At 69.1% G+C, this 17521-nt stretch carries 17 protein-coding genes and 3 tRNA genes; 13 read left to right on the plus strand and 7 right to left on the minus strand.

Annotation, left to right across the window (positions count from 1 at the left end):
• Nucleotides 1–9 precede the first annotated feature (9 nt).
• Nucleotides 10–750 (minus strand): pirin family protein, encoded by a 741-nt coding sequence (locus ASG12_RS01425; RefSeq protein ID WP_235455771.1) that lies wholly within the window; start codon nt 748–750, stop codon nt 10–12.
• Between the two features lie 139 nt (nt 751–889).
• Here ASG12_RS01425 and fabH point away from each other — a divergent pair, with 139 nt between their 5' ends.
• Both fabH and ASG12_RS01435 read left to right on the plus strand, forming a co-directional pair.
• Nucleotides 890–1930, plus strand: coding sequence for a beta-ketoacyl-ACP synthase III (gene fabH / locus ASG12_RS01430; RefSeq protein WP_055784381.1), 1041 nt, complete (start codon nt 890–892; stop codon nt 1928–1930).
• 9 nt (nt 1931–1939) lie between these two features.
• Entirely contained in the window at nt 1940–2554 is a 615-nt protein-coding gene (locus tag ASG12_RS01435) for a MarC family protein (RefSeq protein WP_055784383.1), read from the plus strand.
• A 60-nt stretch (nt 2555–2614) separates the two neighbouring features.
• Here ASG12_RS01435 and ASG12_RS01440 read toward each other — a convergent pair.
• A tRNA-Leu gene (locus ASG12_RS01440) sits at nt 2615–2697 on the minus strand.
• 231 nt (nt 2698–2928) lie between these two features.
• On the opposite strand from ASG12_RS01440, the gene ASG12_RS01445 reads away from it, so the two are divergent.
• The 7 genes from ASG12_RS01445 to pknB all read left to right on the plus strand — a co-directional run bounded on the left by ASG12_RS01445 (nt 2929) and on the right by pknB (nt 12739).
• Nucleotides 2929–4335: a DUF3662 and FHA domain-containing protein gene (locus tag ASG12_RS01445; protein ID WP_055784384.1), complete on the plus strand. Its 1407-nt coding sequence runs from the start codon at nt 2929–2931 to the stop codon at nt 4333–4335.
• A gap of 192 nt (nt 4336–4527) precedes the next feature.
• Nucleotides 4528–5001 (plus strand): FHA domain-containing protein FhaB/FipA, encoded by a 474-nt coding sequence (locus tag ASG12_RS01450; RefSeq protein WP_055784387.1) that lies wholly within the window; start codon nt 4528–4530, stop codon nt 4999–5001.
• The gene (locus ASG12_RS01455; protein ID WP_055784389.1) at nt 4998–6494 is read left to right on the plus strand and encodes a PP2C family serine/threonine-protein phosphatase; all 1497 of its coding nucleotides are present in this window, start codon (nt 4998–5000) and stop codon (nt 6492–6494) included. The genes ASG12_RS01450 and ASG12_RS01455 overlap by 4 nt, the downstream gene beginning before the upstream one ends.
• Nucleotides 6494–7921, plus strand: a complete 1428-nt coding sequence (locus tag ASG12_RS01460; RefSeq protein ID WP_055784391.1) for an FtsW/RodA/SpoVE family cell cycle protein — start codon at nt 6494–6496, stop codon at nt 7919–7921. The genes ASG12_RS01455 and ASG12_RS01460 overlap by 1 nt, the downstream gene beginning before the upstream one ends.
• Nucleotides 7918–9426 carry a penicillin-binding transpeptidase domain-containing protein gene (locus tag ASG12_RS01465; RefSeq protein ID WP_055784393.1) on the plus strand — a complete coding sequence of 503 codons (1509 nt, stop codon included), beginning with the start codon at nt 7918–7920 and terminating at the stop codon, nt 9424–9426. The genes ASG12_RS01460 and ASG12_RS01465 overlap by 4 nt, the downstream gene beginning before the upstream one ends.
• A 22-nt stretch (nt 9427–9448) precedes the next feature.
• Nucleotides 9449–10831, plus strand: coding sequence for a serine/threonine-protein kinase (locus tag ASG12_RS01470; protein WP_082501553.1), 1383 nt, complete (start codon nt 9449–9451; stop codon nt 10829–10831).
• A 3-nt stretch (nt 10832–10834) separates the two neighbouring features.
• Complete coding sequence (pknB, locus tag ASG12_RS01475) at nt 10835–12739, plus strand: Stk1 family PASTA domain-containing Ser/Thr kinase (RefSeq protein ID WP_055784395.1); 1905 nt, start codon at nt 10835–10837, stop codon at nt 12737–12739.
• 11 nt (nt 12740–12750) lie between these two features.
• Here the strand turns inward: pknB and ASG12_RS01480 are convergent, their stop codons facing one another.
• Entirely contained in the window at nt 12751–13431 is a 681-nt protein-coding gene (locus ASG12_RS01480) for an aminodeoxychorismate/anthranilate synthase component II (protein ID WP_055784397.1), read from the minus strand.
• A 183-nt stretch (nt 13432–13614) separates the two neighbouring features.
• On the opposite strand from ASG12_RS01480, the gene crgA reads away from it, so the two are divergent.
• Both crgA and ASG12_RS01490 read left to right on the plus strand, forming a co-directional pair.
• Nucleotides 13615–13905: a cell division protein CrgA gene (gene crgA, locus ASG12_RS01485; RefSeq protein WP_045824948.1), complete on the plus strand. Its 291-nt coding sequence runs from the start codon at nt 13615–13617 to the stop codon at nt 13903–13905.
• A gap of 82 nt (nt 13906–13987) precedes the next feature.
• Nucleotides 13988–14464 carry a PH domain-containing protein gene (locus tag ASG12_RS01490; RefSeq protein WP_082501555.1) on the plus strand — a complete coding sequence of 159 codons (477 nt, stop codon included), beginning with the start codon at nt 13988–13990 and terminating at the stop codon, nt 14462–14464.
• 1 nt (nt 14465) lies between these two features.
• Here the strand turns inward: ASG12_RS01490 and ASG12_RS01495 are convergent, their stop codons facing one another.
• Nucleotides 14466–15188, minus strand: coding sequence for a rhomboid family intramembrane serine protease (locus ASG12_RS01495; protein WP_235455773.1), 723 nt, complete (start codon nt 15186–15188; stop codon nt 14466–14468).
• Nucleotides 15189–15343: 155 nt separating this feature from the next.
• On the minus strand, nt 15344–15919 hold the full coding sequence (locus ASG12_RS01500; RefSeq protein WP_082501559.1) for a peptidylprolyl isomerase: 576 nt from the start codon (nt 15917–15919) through the stop codon (nt 15344–15346).
• Nucleotides 15920–16007: 88 nt separating this feature from the next.
• Between ASG12_RS01500 and ASG12_RS01505 the strand changes: the two genes are divergently transcribed.
• Entirely contained in the window at nt 16008–16469 is a 462-nt protein-coding gene (locus tag ASG12_RS01505) for a hypothetical protein (RefSeq protein ID WP_055784404.1), read from the plus strand.
• A 9-nt stretch (nt 16470–16478) separates the two neighbouring features.
• The gene (locus ASG12_RS01510) at nt 16479–17186 is read left to right on the plus strand and encodes a DUF4190 domain-containing protein (protein ID WP_156377880.1); all 708 of its coding nucleotides are present in this window, start codon (nt 16479–16481) and stop codon (nt 17184–17186) included.
• A 25-nt stretch (nt 17187–17211) separates the two neighbouring features.
• On the opposite strand, the gene ASG12_RS01515 is transcribed toward ASG12_RS01510, so the two are convergent.
• Nucleotides 17212–17284, minus strand: a tRNA-Ala gene (locus ASG12_RS01515).
• 125 nt (nt 17285–17409) lie between these two features.
• Nucleotides 17410–17483, minus strand: a tRNA-Ile gene (locus ASG12_RS01520).
• Between the last annotated feature and the right edge of the window lie 38 nt (nt 17484–17521).

A 17521-nucleotide genomic window follows, 5' to 3' on the forward strand; every position in this document is an offset into this window, starting at 1 on the left:
TGAGAGACCTCAGAGGTCGAACGAGGCGTGCATCTCCCAGAAGAGGATCTCCGCGTCGGTGACCGCTCGCACGGTCAGCGCGGGTTCGTCGACCGAGCGGACGGCGTCGCCGGCAGCCAGCGGTGTGGGCGATGGCCCGAGGAGTTCGACCTCCCCGCGCGCGACGAACAGGTGCCCGAACGGGGCCGCGGGCAGCTCGACGGTGGTGCCCGCCCCCGGGCGCGCGATGTGCAGGGCCACGAAGCGGTTGCCGATGTCGAGCGCGTCGGTGTCGTGGTCCCGCGCACGTCCCGACACCACCGTCACCAGTGCGCCCGTGGACAGGTCCTCGGTGAAATCGCGCTCTGCATAACCGGGTTCGCGTCCGTCGGCGTCGGGTGGCAACCACATCTGCACCACGTGAGCGGTGATGTCGTCCCGCCGCGACGACGCGTTGCGCTCGCTGTGGGTGATCCCGCGGCCCGCCGACATCCGCTGCACCAGCCCGGGTCCGATGAGGCCGCAGTTGCCGTCGGAATCGCGGTGCTCGATGCTCCCCTCGAGCACCCAGGTGACGATCTCGACGTCGCGGTGACGGTGCGTGTCGAAGCCGCCACCCGCGTCGACGATGTCCTCGTTGTGGACCATCAACACGCCGTGGGCGCCCGCCTCGAGGTCGAAGTTGCCGGTCGCCGGGAACGACTGCAGCGACGTCAGCCACGTGTCGTCCCATCGGTGACGACCTGTGTTCGGTAACACCTCGACCGTCAACTCCGACCTCCTGCACATGAGACGGGGTGCTGGGGGCACCATGTCTTGTATATGGTGCGCCCGATAGTCCGAGACATCCCGGCTGGGGCCGACGGCCCCGCGGTGGCGAGGGCGCACCGACCGGTGAGGAGAGAAGAAGATGACTGCAGTGCTGGCGACCGCCCCCACGACCGCGCACGTGCGCATGCTGGGGCTCGGTGTCTACCGCCCGAAGCGTGTGGTGCCCAACTCCGAGATCGTCGACGCCATCGACTCGAGCGACGAGTGGATCCAGAGCCGGTCGGGGATCAAGACCCGCGGTTTCGCCGGCGACGACGAGACCATCGTCAGCATGAGCCTCGCGGCCGCTCGTGACGCCATCGCCGCGGCAGGCATCGACGCCGCCGAGATCGGCTGCATCGTGCTCGCGACGTCGTCGATGTTGGTCCTCGGTCCGTCGGCAGGCGCCGTCGTGGCCACCGAGCTCGGTATCGAGAACTGCGCCGCCTTCGACGTGGGCGCCGGCTGCGCCGGGTTCTGTTACTCGCTGGGCACCGCGGCCGGTCTCGTCCGGTCCGGCGCGGCGAAGTACGCGCTCGTGATCGGTGTCGAGCGCCTCACCGACCTGCTCGACCCCACCGACCGTGGCTGCGCCTTCATCTTCGCCGACGGTGCCGGTGCCGTCGTGCTCGGTCCGTCCGACGTCGAGGGTGTCGGTCCGGTCTCCTGGGGCAGCGACGGCTCACAGACCACGGCGATCAAGCAGGACAAGGACTTCGGCCAGTACTTCGACGAGGTCGCCGAGGCCGAGGCCACCGGCGGCACGTCGGTGCGTCCGTACATCCGCATGAACGGACCCGCGGTGTTCCGCTGGGCCATCACGTTCCTCGAGAAGGCCTGTCGCGACGCCATCGACGTCTCGGGCGTCGCCGTCGACGACATCGACGTCTTCGTCCCGCACCAGGCCAACAGCCGCATCACCGAGGCGCTGGTGAAGGTCCTCGGCTTCGGCGAGAAGACCGTGGTCGCCAACGACATCCGACAGACCGGCAACACCAGCGCCGCGTCGATCCCGATGGCGATGGAGGAGGTGTTGCGCTCCGGTGCGGCACAGCCCGGTCAGACGGCGTTGTTGATGGGCTTCGGTGCCGGCCTCGCCTACGCCGGCCAGGTCGTGACGCTGCCGCCGATCGCGGACTGACCCCACACGGTGGGGTTCGATGTCACCGAGTACACGACGGTCCTCATCACGCTGATCGTGATCATGGACCCGCCCGGTCAGATCCCGATCTTCCTGTCGCTCGTCGGCCACCAGTCCCCGGCCGACCGGCATCGCGCCGCGTGGCAGGCCCCCGCGGTGAGCCTGCTGGTGATCAGCACGTTCGCCATCGGCGGGAAGTTCATCCTCGCCTACCTCCACATCGGGGTCCCCGCGCTGCAGGGCGCGGGGGGACTGCTGTTGCTGTTGGTGGCGCTGCAGCTGCTGAACGGGGGTGGCGCCTCGCGGCCCACGGCGTCCGACGGTGTGAACGTCGCGCTCGTCCCGCTGGGGACACCTCTGCTCGCCGGTCCCGGTGCGATCGCCGCGGTGATCGTCTCGGTGAGCCAGGCCTCGGGGGACGGCTCCGCCTACATCGCCATCGCCGCGGCCATCGTGACCGTCCACGTCGTGATCGCGATCGTGTTGCGGTTCTCCACGGTGCTCATCCGCATCCTCGGCGTCGGCGGGGTCACCCTGCTGGCCAAGATCGCCGGACTCCTGCTCGCCGCCATCGCGGTGCAACTCATCGCGAACTCGATCATGGGCTTCATCGACGCGCGGTGACCGCCGGTCGCGCCGCTGCAACGACAAGAGGTCCCCGCCGAAGCGGGGACCTCTTGTGTGTGGGCGAAGGGGGACTTGAACCCCCACGTCCCGAAGGACACTGGCACCTGAAGCCAGCGCGTCTGCCATTCCGCCACTCGCCCGTGGCCTGTCCGCGTTGTGAAGCAAACGGACGCCCAAGACGATAGCACGCAGGGCAGTTGGGGTTTAAATCGCTGCTCGGGGCACTCTTTCGCCTGATCGGAGGACACGACGCGCTGTGACGGGCGGGACGGATGGGGACGCGATGGGACGAATGCCCAGGCGAATCGCTATCATCAAACGGCGTACGGGGCACGGCGACACGCTGATGCGAGCGAAGGGAGGCCCCCGGCATGGGAATTCTGCAGAGAATCGAACGGAAGCTCGAGGGCGCCGTCGACGACGGCTTCGCCCGCGTCTTCGGTGGCAAGGTTGCCCCTCAGGAAGTCGAGGGCGCGTTGCAGCGCGAGGCCGAGGATTCCCTCGAGAACCTCGGTGACGGCGGCAGGCTCGCCCCGAACAGCTACACGGTGGTGGTCAGCTCGACCGATCACGAGCAGATGGCCGCCGAGTACGAACTCAACCGCAAGACGTTCTCGAAGCATCTCGAGCATTTCATCCGCGACAACGGCTGGCAGACCTACGGTGATGTGATCGTCGAGTTCGAACACTCGCCGTCGCTGCACACCGGACAGTTCCGGGCACGCGGTGCGATCGACCCCGACGCCGTCCCCAAGCCGGTGGGATCGCGGGAGGCCCACCCGGCCCCGCCCGCACCACCGCGCCCATCCGCAGGCCACCCACCGAACGCGATCGCAGAACCAGGAGCATTCCCGATGACCCAGAACTCAGGACACGACCCGCGCCGGGGATACGACCAGGGGGACCGGGAGCCGGGTCGCGATCGTCCCGCGTCCGACCAGGGCGGATACGCGCAGCCCGGGTACGGCACCGGTGGCTACGACCAGGCCGGATACGACGACCGCGGTTACGCGCAGCCCGGACACGGCTACGACCAGGGCGGATACGCCCCCAACGATCGGGGCGGCTACCCGCCCGCCGATCAGGGCGGCTACCCGCCGGCCGCCGACTACGGCGACCCGCGCCATCCCGACGCCGGCGCACCCGCGTACGACCGTGGCCCCGGTTACGACCAGGGCGCCTACCGGGCCGGTGGCGGCTACCAGCAGGGCGGCTACGGCCAGGCCGGTGGGTACGACCAGGCCGGCTACGACCAGGGCCCCGCGGGCAACGACCGCGGCTACCAGCAGGCCGACGCCGGGTACTACGCCGACGCCGACTACCGCGACGCGGGCTACCAGCAGGGCGGCTACGACCAGGGCGGGTACGCGCCCCGCGGCGGCGGTGCCTACCAGGGTGGCTACGACCAGGGCGCCTACGACCAGGGCAACTACCAGCCCGCCGGGTACGAGCAGGGCTACGGAGCGGCGACCGCCGCCCCGGCCTACGCCCCCGCCGGCGTCACGCTGTGCCTCGAGGACGGCAGCAACCGCACCTTCTCGCTGCGCGACGGGTCGAACGTGATCGGCCGCGGTCAGGACGCGCAGTTCCGCCTCCCCGACACCGGCGTCTCGCGTCGCCACGTCGAGATCCGGTGGGACGGGCAGGTCGCGCTGCTGCACGACCTGAACTCCACCAACGGCACCACCGTCAACGACGTCGCCGTGAGCAGCTGGGAACTCGCCGACGGCGACCACATCCGGGTGGGCCATTCCGACATCACCGTCCGCTTCCAGTGACGGCCGCGCACTAGGCGCTGGTCGGACGCATCGCCCTCGGCAAGCGATGCCAACCTGACACATACAGATACCGATTCACTCGCACCCTGCCCATAGGATGTGAGTCCATGGTCGGTGCGCCGATGTCGCGGGTCGAGACATCGCGGCCGACCCGAAGTGTCCCCACGACGTCGCATCCGGAGGTGAACCGCTGTGCAGGGCATCGTGCTGCAACTGACCCGCATCGGGTTCCTCCTGCTGCTGTGGTTCTTCGTCTGGGCCGTTCTGCGCACGCTGCGGCATGACGTCTACGCCGCGACCGGCCAACGACCCGTCCCGCGGTACGAGCGCAAGGGGCGGCTCTCCGGTGGCGGCGGCGCCGCCCGACCGAAGGGCGCGGCGCGGTATCTCGTGGTCACGCACGGCGCCCTGGCGAACACACGTATCACCCTGGGTACCCAACCGGTGCTCATCGGTCGCGCGGCCGACTCGACGCTCGTGCTCACCGACGATTACGCCTCCGAACGGCACGCACGGATCTCCCGACGCGGCGACGACTGGTACGTCGAGGACCTCGGTTCGACGAACGGCACCTATCTCGATCGCGGCAAGGTGACGACGGCGGTGAAGGTCCCCCTCGCCACGCCGGTGCGTATCGGCAAGACCGTGATCGAGTTGCGCCCGTGACGCTGGTGCTGCGCTACATCGCGCGCAGTGACCGCGGACTGGTCCGATCGAACAACGAGGACTCGGTCTACGCGGGCGCGCGCCTGCTCGCCCTGGCCGACGGCATGGGCGGCCACGCGGCCGGTGAGGTCGCCAGTCAACTCGTGATCGAGGCGCTGCAGCCCCTCGACGACGACGAGCCCGGCGGCGATCTCCTCGGCAAGCTCGATGACGCGATCCGCAGCGGCAACGCCGCCATCGCCGATCAGGTCGCCCAGTCGCCCGAACTCGACGGGATGGGCACCACGCTCACCGCGATCCTGTTCGCCGGCAACCGCCTCGCCCTGTGCCACATCGGCGACTCCCGCGGCTACCTCCTGCGCGACGGCGATCTCAACCAGATCACCCGCGACGACACGTTCGTGCAGACGCTGGTCGAAGAGGGCCGCATCACCGCCGAACAGGCCCACACCCATCCGCAGCGGTCGCTCATCATGCGCGCGCTCACCGGCACCGAGGTCGAGCCGACGCTGACCATCCGCGAGGCGCGCGACGGTGACCGCTACCTGCTGTGTTCCGACGGCCTCTCCGATGTCGTCACCGAGGAGACGATCGCCGACACATTGCGGTCGGTCGCCGATCACCGCGACTGCGCCGACCGCCTCATCGAGCTGGCGCTGCGCGGCGGCGGACCCGACAACGTGACCGTGGTGGTGGCCGACGTCGCCGACGTCGACTACGGCGACCACCGTCCGATCCGTGCCGGTGCCGCGGGCGACGACGACGAGGACTACACCCCCGACCCGACCACCGCGGCCGGTCGTGCGGCGGCCCTGCGCCCACCGCGGGAGGCCCCCGCCCGTCCGACCGTCGAGCCCGAGCCGGTCGCCACCCGGCGCCCGCGTCGACGGTGGTTGTTCGCCGCGGCCGCGATCACGCTGATCGTGCTCGTGATCGCCGGCGGATTCGTCGCGCGGTCGGTGATCCGCTCGAACTACTACGTCGGCGAGAGCGACGGCAACGTGGTGCTCTACCGCGGCATGCAGGGTTCGGTGCTCGGGTTCTCGCTGAACTCGGTGAGCCTGTCGGCCTGCGTCAGCGATCTGCGGGCGGAGACACCGACCATCACCTTCACCGACGCCGGCGACGCCGCCTCGTGCACGCGCCTGCCGGTCACCGACCTGTCGCAGCCGAGCCAGAACACGGTGCGTGCGAGCAAGCCGAGCGTCCCGCTCGACGAGGCGAAGCAGAACGTGTCGTTGCTGTCGTTGCTGCCGCTGTGCGGCACCTCCACCCTCGGCGGCAGCGCGGGTTCGTCGGCGGTCCCGACCACGACCGGCGCACCCACCTCGGCACCCGCCTCGAGCGTCCCGCCGCCCGCGACCCCGACACCGACCGGCTCCCCCGCCCCGGCCCCCGGCGCACCGGTGAGCTCCGCTCCCCCGACCACCACGATCGACACGAGCAGTGATCGCTTCGACGACAGTGGCCGCAAGGTCTGTCGGGGGCACTGATGTCATCCGAAGCCGTCACCCAGACCCCGACGTCGGGTCCCATCCGCCGACCCACCGGGCGCAACACCGAGCTCATGCTGCTCGGTGCGGCCACGGTGGTGGTTTTCGCCGCGATGATCAACGTCGAGGCCGCCCAGGAGCAGCAGCTCACCGTCGACCTGTTGAAGTACGCGGGCGCCTTCGTCGGCCTGTTCGGCTTCGCGCACCTGGTGATCCGCCGCTACGCGCCCTACGCCGATCCGCTGATCCTGCCGCTCGTCGCGGTGATCAACGGGCTGGGTCTGGTGTTGATCCACCGCCTCGACCTCGGGTCGGGCCGCAACGGCGAGACCGCCGAGGCCACGACCGTGACCAACAACGCCGACCAGCAGGTGCTGTGGGCGGCGCTCGGGGTGGTCGCGTTCGCCGCGATCCTGATCTTCGTCCGGGATCACCGCACACTGTCGCGCTACAGCTACATCCTGGGCCTCGGCGGCCTGATCTTCCTCGCGATCCCGGTGATCCTCCCGGCGTCGCTGTCGGAGATCAACGGCTCCAAGAACTGGATCCGCACACCGCTGTTCAACATCCAGCCCGGTGAGTTCTCGAAGATCCTGATCATCATCTTCACCGCGTCGCTGCTGGTGTCCAAGCGCGACCTGTTCACCACGGCGGGCAAGCACTTCCTCGGGATGGATCTCCCGCGCGCCCGCGACATGGGTCCGCTGCTGGCCGCGTGGATCGTCACCATCGGGATCTTCGCGCTCGCCAACGATCTCGGCGGACCGCTGCTGATCTTCTCGACCATCCTCGCGCTCCTCTACGTCGCGACCGAGCGCGCCGGATGGGTGATCATCGGCGTCGCCCTCTTCGCCGTCGGCGCGGTGCTCGCCTACGAACTGTTCCCCCACCTGCAGGTGCGCGTGCAGGTCTGGCAGGACCCGTTCAGCGACTTCTACGGCACCGGCTACCAGGTCGGTCAGGGACTCTTCGGGCTCGCGACCGGCGGACTGTTCGGCACCGGTCTCGGGTCGGGCCGACCCAACATCGTGCCGTTCGCCAACACCGACTTCATCATCGCGACCATCGGCGAGGAACTCGGTCTCGTCGGACTCGCCGGCATCCTCGGTCTCTATCTGATCCTCGTGGTGCGGGGCCTGCGCACCGGGATCACGGTCCGCGACAGCTTCGGCAAGCTCCTCGCGACCGGGCTGTCGTTCTCGATGGCCGTGCAGCTGTTCGTCGTCGTCGGTGGCGTCACCAAGCTCATCCCGCTGACCGGACTCACGACGCCGTTCATGTCCTACGGCGGGTCGTCGTTGCTGGCGAACTACGTGTTGGTCGCGTTGCTCATCCGGGTGTCGAACGCCGCGCGGGAACCCGACACCACGAAGAAGAAGCAGACCCCGGTGGCGCTCGCCCAGACGCAGGTGGTGAAGCGCGCGTGAACATCCCGATCCGTCGCGTCGTCATCGCCGTCATGGTGATGGTCGTCGCCCTGCTGGCCAACGCCACCTACATCCAGGTGTTCAAGGCCGACAACCTCAAGGCCGATCCGCGCAACCAGCGGGTGCTCCTCGACGAGTACTCGCGGCAGCGCGGCCAGATCACCGCCGGCCAGGAGGTCATCGCACAGTCGGTGCCCACGAACGACCGTCTGAAGTACCTGCGGGTGTACCCGGGCAAGTACGCGGCAGCGTTCGCGCCGGTCACCGGTTTCTACTCGTTCCAGTACGGCAGCGCCGGCATCGAGCAGAGCTACGACTCGCTGCTCAACGGCAACGACGACCGGCTGTTCGGTCAGCGGTTCCTCGACATGTTCTCCGGGCGGGACCCGCGCGGCGGCAACGTGGTCACCACGGTGGTCCCGCGTCTGCAGAAGGTGGCCTACGACGCCATGAACGCCGGCTGCTCCGGCGGCTGCCGTGGTTCGGTCGTCGCGATCGCGCCCAGCACCGGCGCGATCCTCGCGATGGTCTCGACACCCTCGTACGACCCGAACAAGCTGACAAGCCACGACGCGACGGTCCGCGAGACCAGCTGGGACGCCTGGAATCCCGAGAACCCCAGCGAGACAGCGCAACCCATGCTCAACCGCGCCATCAACCAGACCTACCCGCCGGGGTCGACCTTCAAGGTCGTCACCACCGCCGCGGCACTGGCGCAGGGCGTGAACCCCGACACCACCCGCCTCACCGCGAACAGCTCCATCACGCTGCCGAACACCGAGACATCGCTGACCAACTACGCCGGCGAGACCTGCCCGGGATCCAGCGGCGGAGAGGTCACGCTGCGTCAGGCGTTCCAGTACTCGTGCAACACCGCGTTCGTGCAGCTGGCCACCGAACGCCTGTCGAACCCGATCGCGACGGTGAAGTCGACCGCGAACCGCTTCGGTCTCGACGCCGACACCCCGGATGTGCCGATGTCGGTGTCGGATTCGACGACCGGTCCGATCGACGACCTCGCCGCCCTCGGACAGAGCGCCATCGGCCAGCGCGACGTGCGGATGACCCCGCTGGAGAACGCGATGATCGCCGCGACGGTCGCCAACGGCGGCGTACGGATGCAGCCGTACCTCGTCGACAAGCTGCAGGGTCCCGACCTCAAGACGCTGTACACGACGGCGCCGACCTCGATCAACGAGCCGATCTCGGCGACGACGGCGGCGACGCTGACGAGCCTGATGGTCGACTCCGAGCGCAACACGTCCGGATCGGGTGGCCCGGTCACCATCGCCTCGAAGACGGGCACCGCCGAGCACTCGGCGACGTCGGAGGCCGCCGACACCCCCTACGCCTGGTACATCGCCTTCGGGCCGTCGAGCAACGCCCAGATCGCCGTCGCGGTCATCGTCGAGAACGGTGATCGCGGTGTGCAGTCGACCGGTGGTTCGTCGGCCGCACCCATCGGTCGAGCCGTGATCAACGCGATGGTGGGTGGCGCGCAATGAGTCTCTATGACAGGGGGACCCGATGAGTCTGCAGAGTGGAACCACCATCGCCGACCGCTACCGGCTGATGCGATTGATCGCCACCGGCGGCATGGGTCAGGTCTGGGAGGGTCTCGACACCCGTCTCGACCGCCGGGTGGCGGTGAAGGTGCTCAAGTCGGAGTTCTCCGACGACGCGGAGTTCCTGCGCCGCTTCCGGATCGAGGCACAGACCACCGCGCGGCTGCACAACCCGGGCATCGCGAGCATCTTCGACTACGGCGAGACACCCGACCGGTCGGGCGGACCGGCGCTGGCGTACCTGGTGATGGAGCTCGTCAACGGTGAACCGCTCAACGCCGTCCTCGCGCGGATGGGTCGGCTGTCGCTGACCAACACCCTCGACATGCTCGAGCAGACCGGCCGGGCGCTGCAGGCCGCGCACGTCGCGGGTCTCGTGCACCGCGACGTGAAGCCGGGCAACATCCTCATCACGCCGACCGGTCAGGTGAAGATCACCGACTTCGGCATCGCGAAGGCCGTCGACGCGGCGCCGGTGACCCAGACCGGCATGGTGATGGGCACCGCGCAGTACATCTCGCCCGAGCAGGCTCTCGGCGAGGACGCGACGTCGTCGTCGGACGTCTACTCGCTGGGTGTCGTCGGCTACGAGGCGATATCGGGCCGTCGACCGTTCCTCGGCGACGGCGCGATCACCGTCGCGATGAAGCACATCCGCGAGACCGCTCCCCCGCTGCCGAGCGACCTGCCCGGCGGGATCCGGGAACTGATCGCCATCACCATGGCGAAGGACCCCCAGCAGCGCTACGCCAACGGAGGCGAATTCGCCGACGCCGTCGCCGCGGTGCGGGCCGGACGACGTCCGCCTCCGCCGCGCGCGGGTGCCGTGGTGGCCGCGCCGCCCCCGCACACCCGGGAGATGTCGGCACCCATCCCGCGTCCCGCCGGCCCGCCGCCGCCCACCGCCACCTCACGGCGCCCGATCCCCGCCGCGCCGGCCCCCGACAACGGGAGCTGGACCGGTGGCCAGAAGGCGTTGGCCGCAGTCGCGGTGTTGCTGCTGCTCGCCGCGTTGGGGCTCGTCGGGTACTGGCTCGCCACGAACGACAGTGGCAGCGGCACGACGCCGGCACCGTCGTCCTCGTCGGTGGTCACCACCACCGAGGAGACGACCCCGGAGACGACGACCACCACCGACGAGACCACCACGACCACGACGACGACCACCACGACCACGCCTCCGACCACGACCACCACGACGCCGGAGACGACAACCACGACCACCGCCCCGGGTGGACTGCTGCCCGATCTCGGCTCGCTGATCCCCGGTCTGGGCCAGAACTACCATGGCGGTCAGACCCCGGACGGGCTCGATCACAACGCCCCCACCGACGCGGAGAGGTGACAGATGTCGACTCCTCGCCACCTGTCCGACCGATACGAACTCGGTGAGACGCTGGGGTTCGGCGGTATGTCCGAGGTGCACGGCGCGCGGGATCTGCGTCTGCACCGCGACGTGGCGATCAAGGTGCTCCGAGCCGACCTGGCGCGCGACCCGAGCTTCTATCTGCGCTTCCGGCGCGAGGCGCAGAACGCCGCCGCGCTGAACCACCCGACGATCGTGTCGGTGTTCGACACCGGTGAAGCAGACACTCCCGAGGGCCCCATCCCCTACATCGTGATGGAGTACGTCGACGGCGAGACGCTGCGCGACGTGTTGCGCGCCCAGGGCCACGTGTCGCCCCGGCAGGCGATGACCTGGATGGCCGATGTCGCTGCGGCACTGGACTTCTCGCATCAGAACGGCATCGTGCACCGCGACATGAAGCCGGCGAACGTGATGATCGACAAGTCGGGTGCGGTGAAGGTGATGGACTTCGGCATCGCGCGCGCGATGTCCGACGCCAGCAGCGCGATGACGCAGACGTCGGCGGTCATCGGCACCGCGCAGTACCTCTCGCCCGAGCAGGCCCGCGGCGAGAGCGTCGACGCGCGCAGCGACGTGTACTCCATGGGATGTGTGCTGTTCGAGCTGCTCACCGGCGAGCCGCCGTTCACCGGCGACTCCCCCGTCGCCGTCGCCTACCAGCACGTACGGGAGGACCCGCCGGTCCCGTCGAGCATCCGTCGCGAGATCCCGCCGCAGCTCGACTCGGTGATCCTCAAGGCGATGAGCAAGAACCCCGCCAACCGATATCAGTCGGCGGGCGAGATGCGGTCGGACCTGATGAAGGTGCTCGCCGGCGGCCGACCCAGCGCGCCGATGTTGCTCTCCGACGAGGACAAGACCGGCGTCATCGAGCAGGTGCCGCGCGCGCGGTCGACGCGGGTGGGTCCCACCTCGCACCGCCGTCCCGAACCCGACGACGACGACCGCCGCCGCGGCGCGATGCCGAAGATCCTCGCGATCGGCGCGGCCGTGGTCGCGGCGATCGTGCTCGTCGCGCTGCTGCTGACCCGCCCCTGGGCCGACTCGTCCGACGACCAGGTCGCGATCCCGGCCGTCACCTCCATGTCGGCCGCCGAGGCACGGTCGACACTCGAGGGTCTCGGGTTCCGGGTGAACCAGCTACAGGAGTCGAGCAACGACGTCGCGTCGGGCAGCCCGACCCGCACGGCACCGTCCGAAGGCGTCCGCGCCGACAAGAACTCCCAGGTCACCCTGTACATCTCCACCGGTCCGGTGCGTCAGGACCTGCCTGATCTCACCGGCAAGACCTATGACGAGGCGAGCAAGGCGCTGCGTGACCTCGGGTTCACCGACGTCCGACAGGGCAACGTCGCCTCGACGAACCAGCTCCGCGGCAAGGTCGCCGGGCTGTCACCGGCCATCGGCACCTCGCAGGCGGTCAACACCCTCGTCACCGTGCAGATCGGGACCGGGCCGCGGCGCGTCTCGGTGCCCACACTGACCGGACAGACCTCCGACCAGGCGTCGGAGACCCTCGACCAGGCCAAGCTCAAGGCGCAGATCGTGCAGGCCGACTCCGATCAGCCCGAGGGGACCGTGCTCTCCAGCAGCCCCGCGTCGGGCTCGCAGGTCGACGAGGGCAGCACCGTGACGGTGACCGTCTCGCGCGGCAACCAGTTCCGGATGCCCGACCTGACCGGCAAGACGGTGCAGCAGGCCATCGACACCCTGACCGCCGCGGGCTGGCGCGACACCACCCTCAACCAGACACCGCGCAACGTCGGACTGGGATCACCGGATGCCAACCGCGTGATCTCGCAGCAGCCCGCCGCGAACTCGTTGATCAACAACAACGGGGCGATCAACGTCGTCGTCGGTCAGGCGAGCCTGCTGCCCGGCTGACCCACGCGCGCTCAGGCGCCGATGGCGGCGGCCGCGGTCTCCTCGAGACTCGTGACCAGAGGCTCGGAGATCTCGAAACCGGACAGGCGCAACCAGTTCGCGAGCATCCGGTGCCCACCCTGGGTCAGCACGCTCTCGGGATGGAACTGCACCCCGTGGATCGGGAGATCGCGATGGGCCATGGCCATCACGATGCCGGTCTCGGTGCGTCCGGTGACGACCAGCTCGTCGGGGATCGTCTCGGGCACCACGGTCAGCGAGTGGTAGCGGGTCGCGACGAACGGGTCGGGGAGCCCCGCGAGCACACCGCTCGCGTCGTGGAACACCGTCGAGGTCTTGCCGTGCAGCAGCTCCGGCGCGCGGTCGACGGTCGCCCCGAAACTCGCGCCGATCGCCTGGTGTCCCAGGCACACGCCGAGCAGAGGGGTCGCGGTCCGCGCGGCGACATCCACGAGCGGCATCGTGGCGCCCGCCCGCTGCGGGGTCCCGGGACCGGGACTGAGCAGGATCGCGTCGAACTGCTCGGCCACGGCGTCGAGATCGGTCAACCGCTCGTCATCGTTGCGCCACACCGTCGCCGTCACGCCCAACTGCCCCAGGTACTGCACGAGGTTGTAGACGAAGCTGTCGTAGTTGTCGACAACCAATACCGACGGGACCGAGGCCGACGGTCCACCGTTGCGAGTGCTCACGCCGTCACGCTACCGCCGCAGGCCGTCGCGTCTCACATCGGTTTCTCGGCGTGATCGGTCCGAAACGGCCGGTGGGATACCGTGGGGACACCCATCCGCGAGCACCACCGACCCCCATCGAGTCGCCCCCGATGCGCCCCCCGCGAGGGGCGCGGCCGACCGAGGTTTCACAGCGAGGAAGACATGCCGAAGTCCAAAGTCCGGAAGAAGACCGATTACACCATCAACCCGGCGAGCCGTACGCCGGTGAAGGTGAAGGCCGGTCCGTCGAGCCAGATCTATGTGACCGCGATGCTCGGCCTCATGTTGATCGGCCTGGCCTGGCTGATCGTGTTCTACCTCGTCGCGACCCCGTCGAGCCTCGGCGGCGACGGCAAGCTCCTGCACTGGATGTACAACCTCGGTGCCTGGAACTTCCTCATCGGTTTCGGGTTCATGATCACGGGCCTTCTCATGACGATGAAGTGGCGCTGACGACTCCGTCGTCGACAGAGTTTTTTGTCCCCAACCTGGGGAATGACATGTGTGTAATTCATCCACATTGGGGATAGAGCCTGTGGACAACTCGACGTCGTGGGCCACACCTGTGCCCGTGGGCTGTGCACTGACCGTCGGTGGCGTCGTGCTTCTCGCCGCGGCTGCGCTGTCCGGTTCGGACCCCGCAGGTCTGGTCATCATGGGTGTGGCCGGCCTGCTGCTGATCGCGCTGGGCGGGTCGTCGCTGGTGATCCGACCGCGCCTGACCGCCACGCGGGAGTCGCTCACGATCCGCACCGTCACCGGCCGTCACACCCATCCGCGGGCGTCGATCGCGCGGATCCGTGTCGTCAGCTACCCCCGTTTCGGGCGGCGGGTGCCCAACCTCGAGATCGACATCGTGGACAGCAACGACGGCGACGAGAAGCTGGTGATCCTCGGCCGATGGGAGTTGGGGGCTGCGCCCGCCGACGTCGCCGAGGCGCTGGCCGGGCTCGGCCACGACGTCACCGAGAGCAGAGATGTGCGCCTGCGCCCCGAGGACGACGACCGGTAGGTCAGACGGCGGCGACCGCGACCGCGCTGATCGCGATGGCCAGCAGGGTGAGCGCCACGATCGCGACCCAACCGACGCGGCTCGCGGCCGCGGCGGAGCGTCGTCCCTCGGGCAGGACCCACCCCGGCGCCATCAACACGCCCGTCGTGGCGGCGGCACCGAAGACGAGACCTCCGAGATGCGCCCACAGCGAGATGTTCGGTATCGACAGCGAGATGACGATGTTGATCGCTATCAGCGCGACGATCTGGCCGGCGGGCAGTTTCGCGCGCACCACGGCCACGAGCAGTCCGCCCATCACGCCGTAGATGGCGCCGGACGCTCCGGCCGTCGCGGCGTCGGGGGAGAACAGCGACACCGCCGCGCTGCCGCCGAACAGTGCGGTGACGTAGATGCCGAGGAAGCGTTTCGACCCGATCGACATCTCGAGGTCGCGGCCGAGGATGTAGAGCGTCAGCATGTTCAGGCCGACGTGGATCACCGAGAAGTGCAGGAAGCCCGAGGTGAACAGGCGCCAGTACTCGCCCTGTTCGACGAGGGGCCCGAAGAGGACGCCGTCGAAGAAGACGCGTGAGGTCCCCGGGCCGACGTTCGATGCGCTGTGCGCCTGTGCCGCGGTGAGCACGAAGATCACGAGGTTGACCGCGATCAGCCCGTAGGTGACGAGCGGTCGGGTGGCGCCCATCATGCGGGCGGCGGGAACGCTCCCGCCGGCCTGGCGCACACAGTCGACGCAGTGTTGTCCGACGGCCGCCGGGGTCAGACACTGCGGACACGCCGGACGCCCGCACCGGCTGCAGGCGAGACCTGTCGGCCGATCGGGGTGGCGGACACAGACCGCCGCCGGGGGTTGATACCCCGGCGGCGGTGGGTACTGGTTCAGCTGATCTCGATCTTCTCGATGATCACGTCGTCGAGCGGCTTGTCGCGACGGTCGGTCGCGATGGTCCCGATCTTGTCGACGACGGCCTGCGAGTCCTTGTCGGCGACCACACCGAAGATCGTGTGCTTGCGGTTGAGGTGCGGCGTCTTGGTGACGGTGATGAAGAACTGCGATCCGTTGGTGCCCGGGCCGGCGTTCGCCATGGCCAGCAGGTACGGCTGATCGAACGACAGCTCGGGGTGGAACTCGTCACCGAACTGGTAGCCGGGACCGCCGGTGCCGGTGCCGGTCGGGTCGCCGCCCTGCAGCATGAACCCGTCGATCACGCGGTGGAAGATCGCACCGTCGTAGAAGGGGCCGCTGTCACCGCCGGAGGCGTTCGGCTGGCTGTACTCCTTGCTGCCGGTGGCCAGACCGGTGAAGTTCTCGACGGTCTTCGGCGCGTGGTTGCCGAAGAGGTCGATGACGATGTCGCCCTGGTTCGTGTGCAGGGTCGCGGTCGCGGTTTTCTGTGGTGTGCTCACCCCTCCATGGTGCCACCCGCACCCGTGGCGGCGTCTCGCGGTTCGCATGGGCCTGGCAGGGTGGTGTCACACAGTGTCCGCATCCGCGGGCGGCGACGTAGGTCGACAGCCAGGTCGACGGGAAGAGGTGGCTGCCGTGATCGGTACCTCAGATGATCGAGACAAGGGCGTCGCACACGCTGCGACCGGCTCGCAGCACCCGGTGCGATCAGCGGTCGGCTCGGCCGCGTTGGGGTACGTGGCGCCGTGGTCGACCCCGGTGCGGATGATCACCTCCCGACTCCTGGCCCATCGCGCCGCGAAGAGGGGCTCGGCGACGAAGGGCTCGGGTCCCTCGATCCCGCGCATCTCCGTGCCGACCCCGTCGCTGCCGTCGGTGCCGACGCCGCGCCTGCCGTCGGTGCGCGCCTCGAAGAGCCCGTCACGTCGCGCTCGCACCGGTCTGATCGTGCTCGGCATCGCCGTGGTCGCCGGTGGCGGTGCCGCTGCCGTGGCCCTCCGCTCGGGCCGCCGCACACCGGCTCCGGTGGCCGCGCACCCGCCGCGGGTCGAGGACGTCCCCACGTCGGGCGGCGACGGCTCCGCCCGCGCCGAGTAGCTTGTAGGCGTGCATCCACAGGACGGGCGTTACGACAACGGTCACCCCGACGCCGGCCGGTTCGACCCTCGGCGTCCAGCGTCGCCGAACCAGCCCGACGCGCGACGGGGAGATCAGCGACCGCCCACCGGTCCGCAGCATCGTCAGGCCCCTCCCCCGCCCGGCATGGGCCGTCCCGGTCCTGCGCACGGCGCCCCGCAGCGTCCGCCGTTCCGTGCGGATCAGCCGCGCACCGAGCAGCGCCCCGCGTACGACCGCGACGGATCACAGACCCGTGCACAGCCACCCGGTGTCCTCAGCGGGCCCGGGGCGACCGCGAACGCCGCGTATTCGATGATGTCCGACCAGCGACCGGCCGAGCCGGCACGCGGTCCCCACCCCTCCGAGGCACAGACAGAAGTCCATGACCCGTACCGCCCCGCAGAGTTCATCGAACGCGAATCCGACTCCGATGCCGATCAGGAGTCCGAGGCGATGAGCGCCGCACCCCGCAACTCGACGAACAAGCTGTCGGTCGTCGCGCTGATCCTGTCGTTCCTGGGGATCACGTCGGTGTTCGGCGTCATCTGCGCCTACGTGTCGCGCAGGCAGATCCGGGAGAGCAAGGAACAGGGCTCGTCGCTGGCGACCGCTGCGCTGTGGATCGGCTGGTTCTACATCTTCGCCGCCGTGCTGTGCCTCGTGGTGTACTTCGCCATCGCCGGCCAGGGTTCGTGACGCGCGACGCGCGGGAAAAAGGTTGTGGAGCCTAGGAGATTCGAACTCCTGACATCTGCCTTGCAAAGGCAGCGCTCTACCAACTGAGCTAAGGCCCCGTGCCAGATCGCTCTAGCGGGTGGGGAGGGAATGCCACTCGATCGTGTTCCGCTTCGACTCGGCGACGAGCCCGACGACAACCGTCGCCACCAGCCCGACCACCACGAAAACGACCTTGACCACGTGGGCCTAGGAGGACTTGAACCTCCGACCTCTTCGTTATCAGCGAAGCGCTCTAACCGCCTGAGCTATAGGCCCGTGAACCTCGGAAAGATTACCGACTGACCGCGCCAGAA

The sequence above is a fragment of the Williamsia sp. Leaf354 genome (assembly GCF_001424365.1).
GTDB lineage: Bacteria > Actinomycetota > Actinomycetes > Mycobacteriales > Mycobacteriaceae > Williamsia_A.

Bases quoted from the DNA above. Each gene is read 5' to 3' on its own strand.
- fabH (WP_055784381.1), top strand. From the start codon at position 890: ATGACTGCAGTGCTGGCGACCGCCCCCACGACCGCGCACGTGCGCATG.
- ASG12_RS01445 (WP_055784384.1), top strand. From the start codon at position 2,929: ATGGGAATTCTGCAGAGAATCGAACGGAAGCTCGAGGGCGCCGTCGAC.
- ASG12_RS01460 (WP_055784391.1), top strand. From the start codon at position 6,494: ATGTCATCCGAAGCCGTCACCCAGACCCCGACGTCGGGTCCCATCCGC.
- ASG12_RS01470 (WP_082501553.1), top strand. From the start codon at position 9,449: ATGAGTCTGCAGAGTGGAACCACCATCGCCGACCGCTACCGGCTGATG.
- pknB (WP_055784395.1), top strand. From the start codon at position 10,835: ATGTCGACTCCTCGCCACCTGTCCGACCGATACGAACTCGGTGAGACG.
- crgA (WP_045824948.1), top strand. From the start codon at position 13,615: ATGCCGAAGTCCAAAGTCCGGAAGAAGACCGATTACACCATCAACCCG.
- ASG12_RS01500 (WP_082501559.1), bottom strand. From the start codon at position 15,919: ATGCGAACCGCGAGACGCCGCCACGGGTGCGGGTGGCACCATGGAGGG.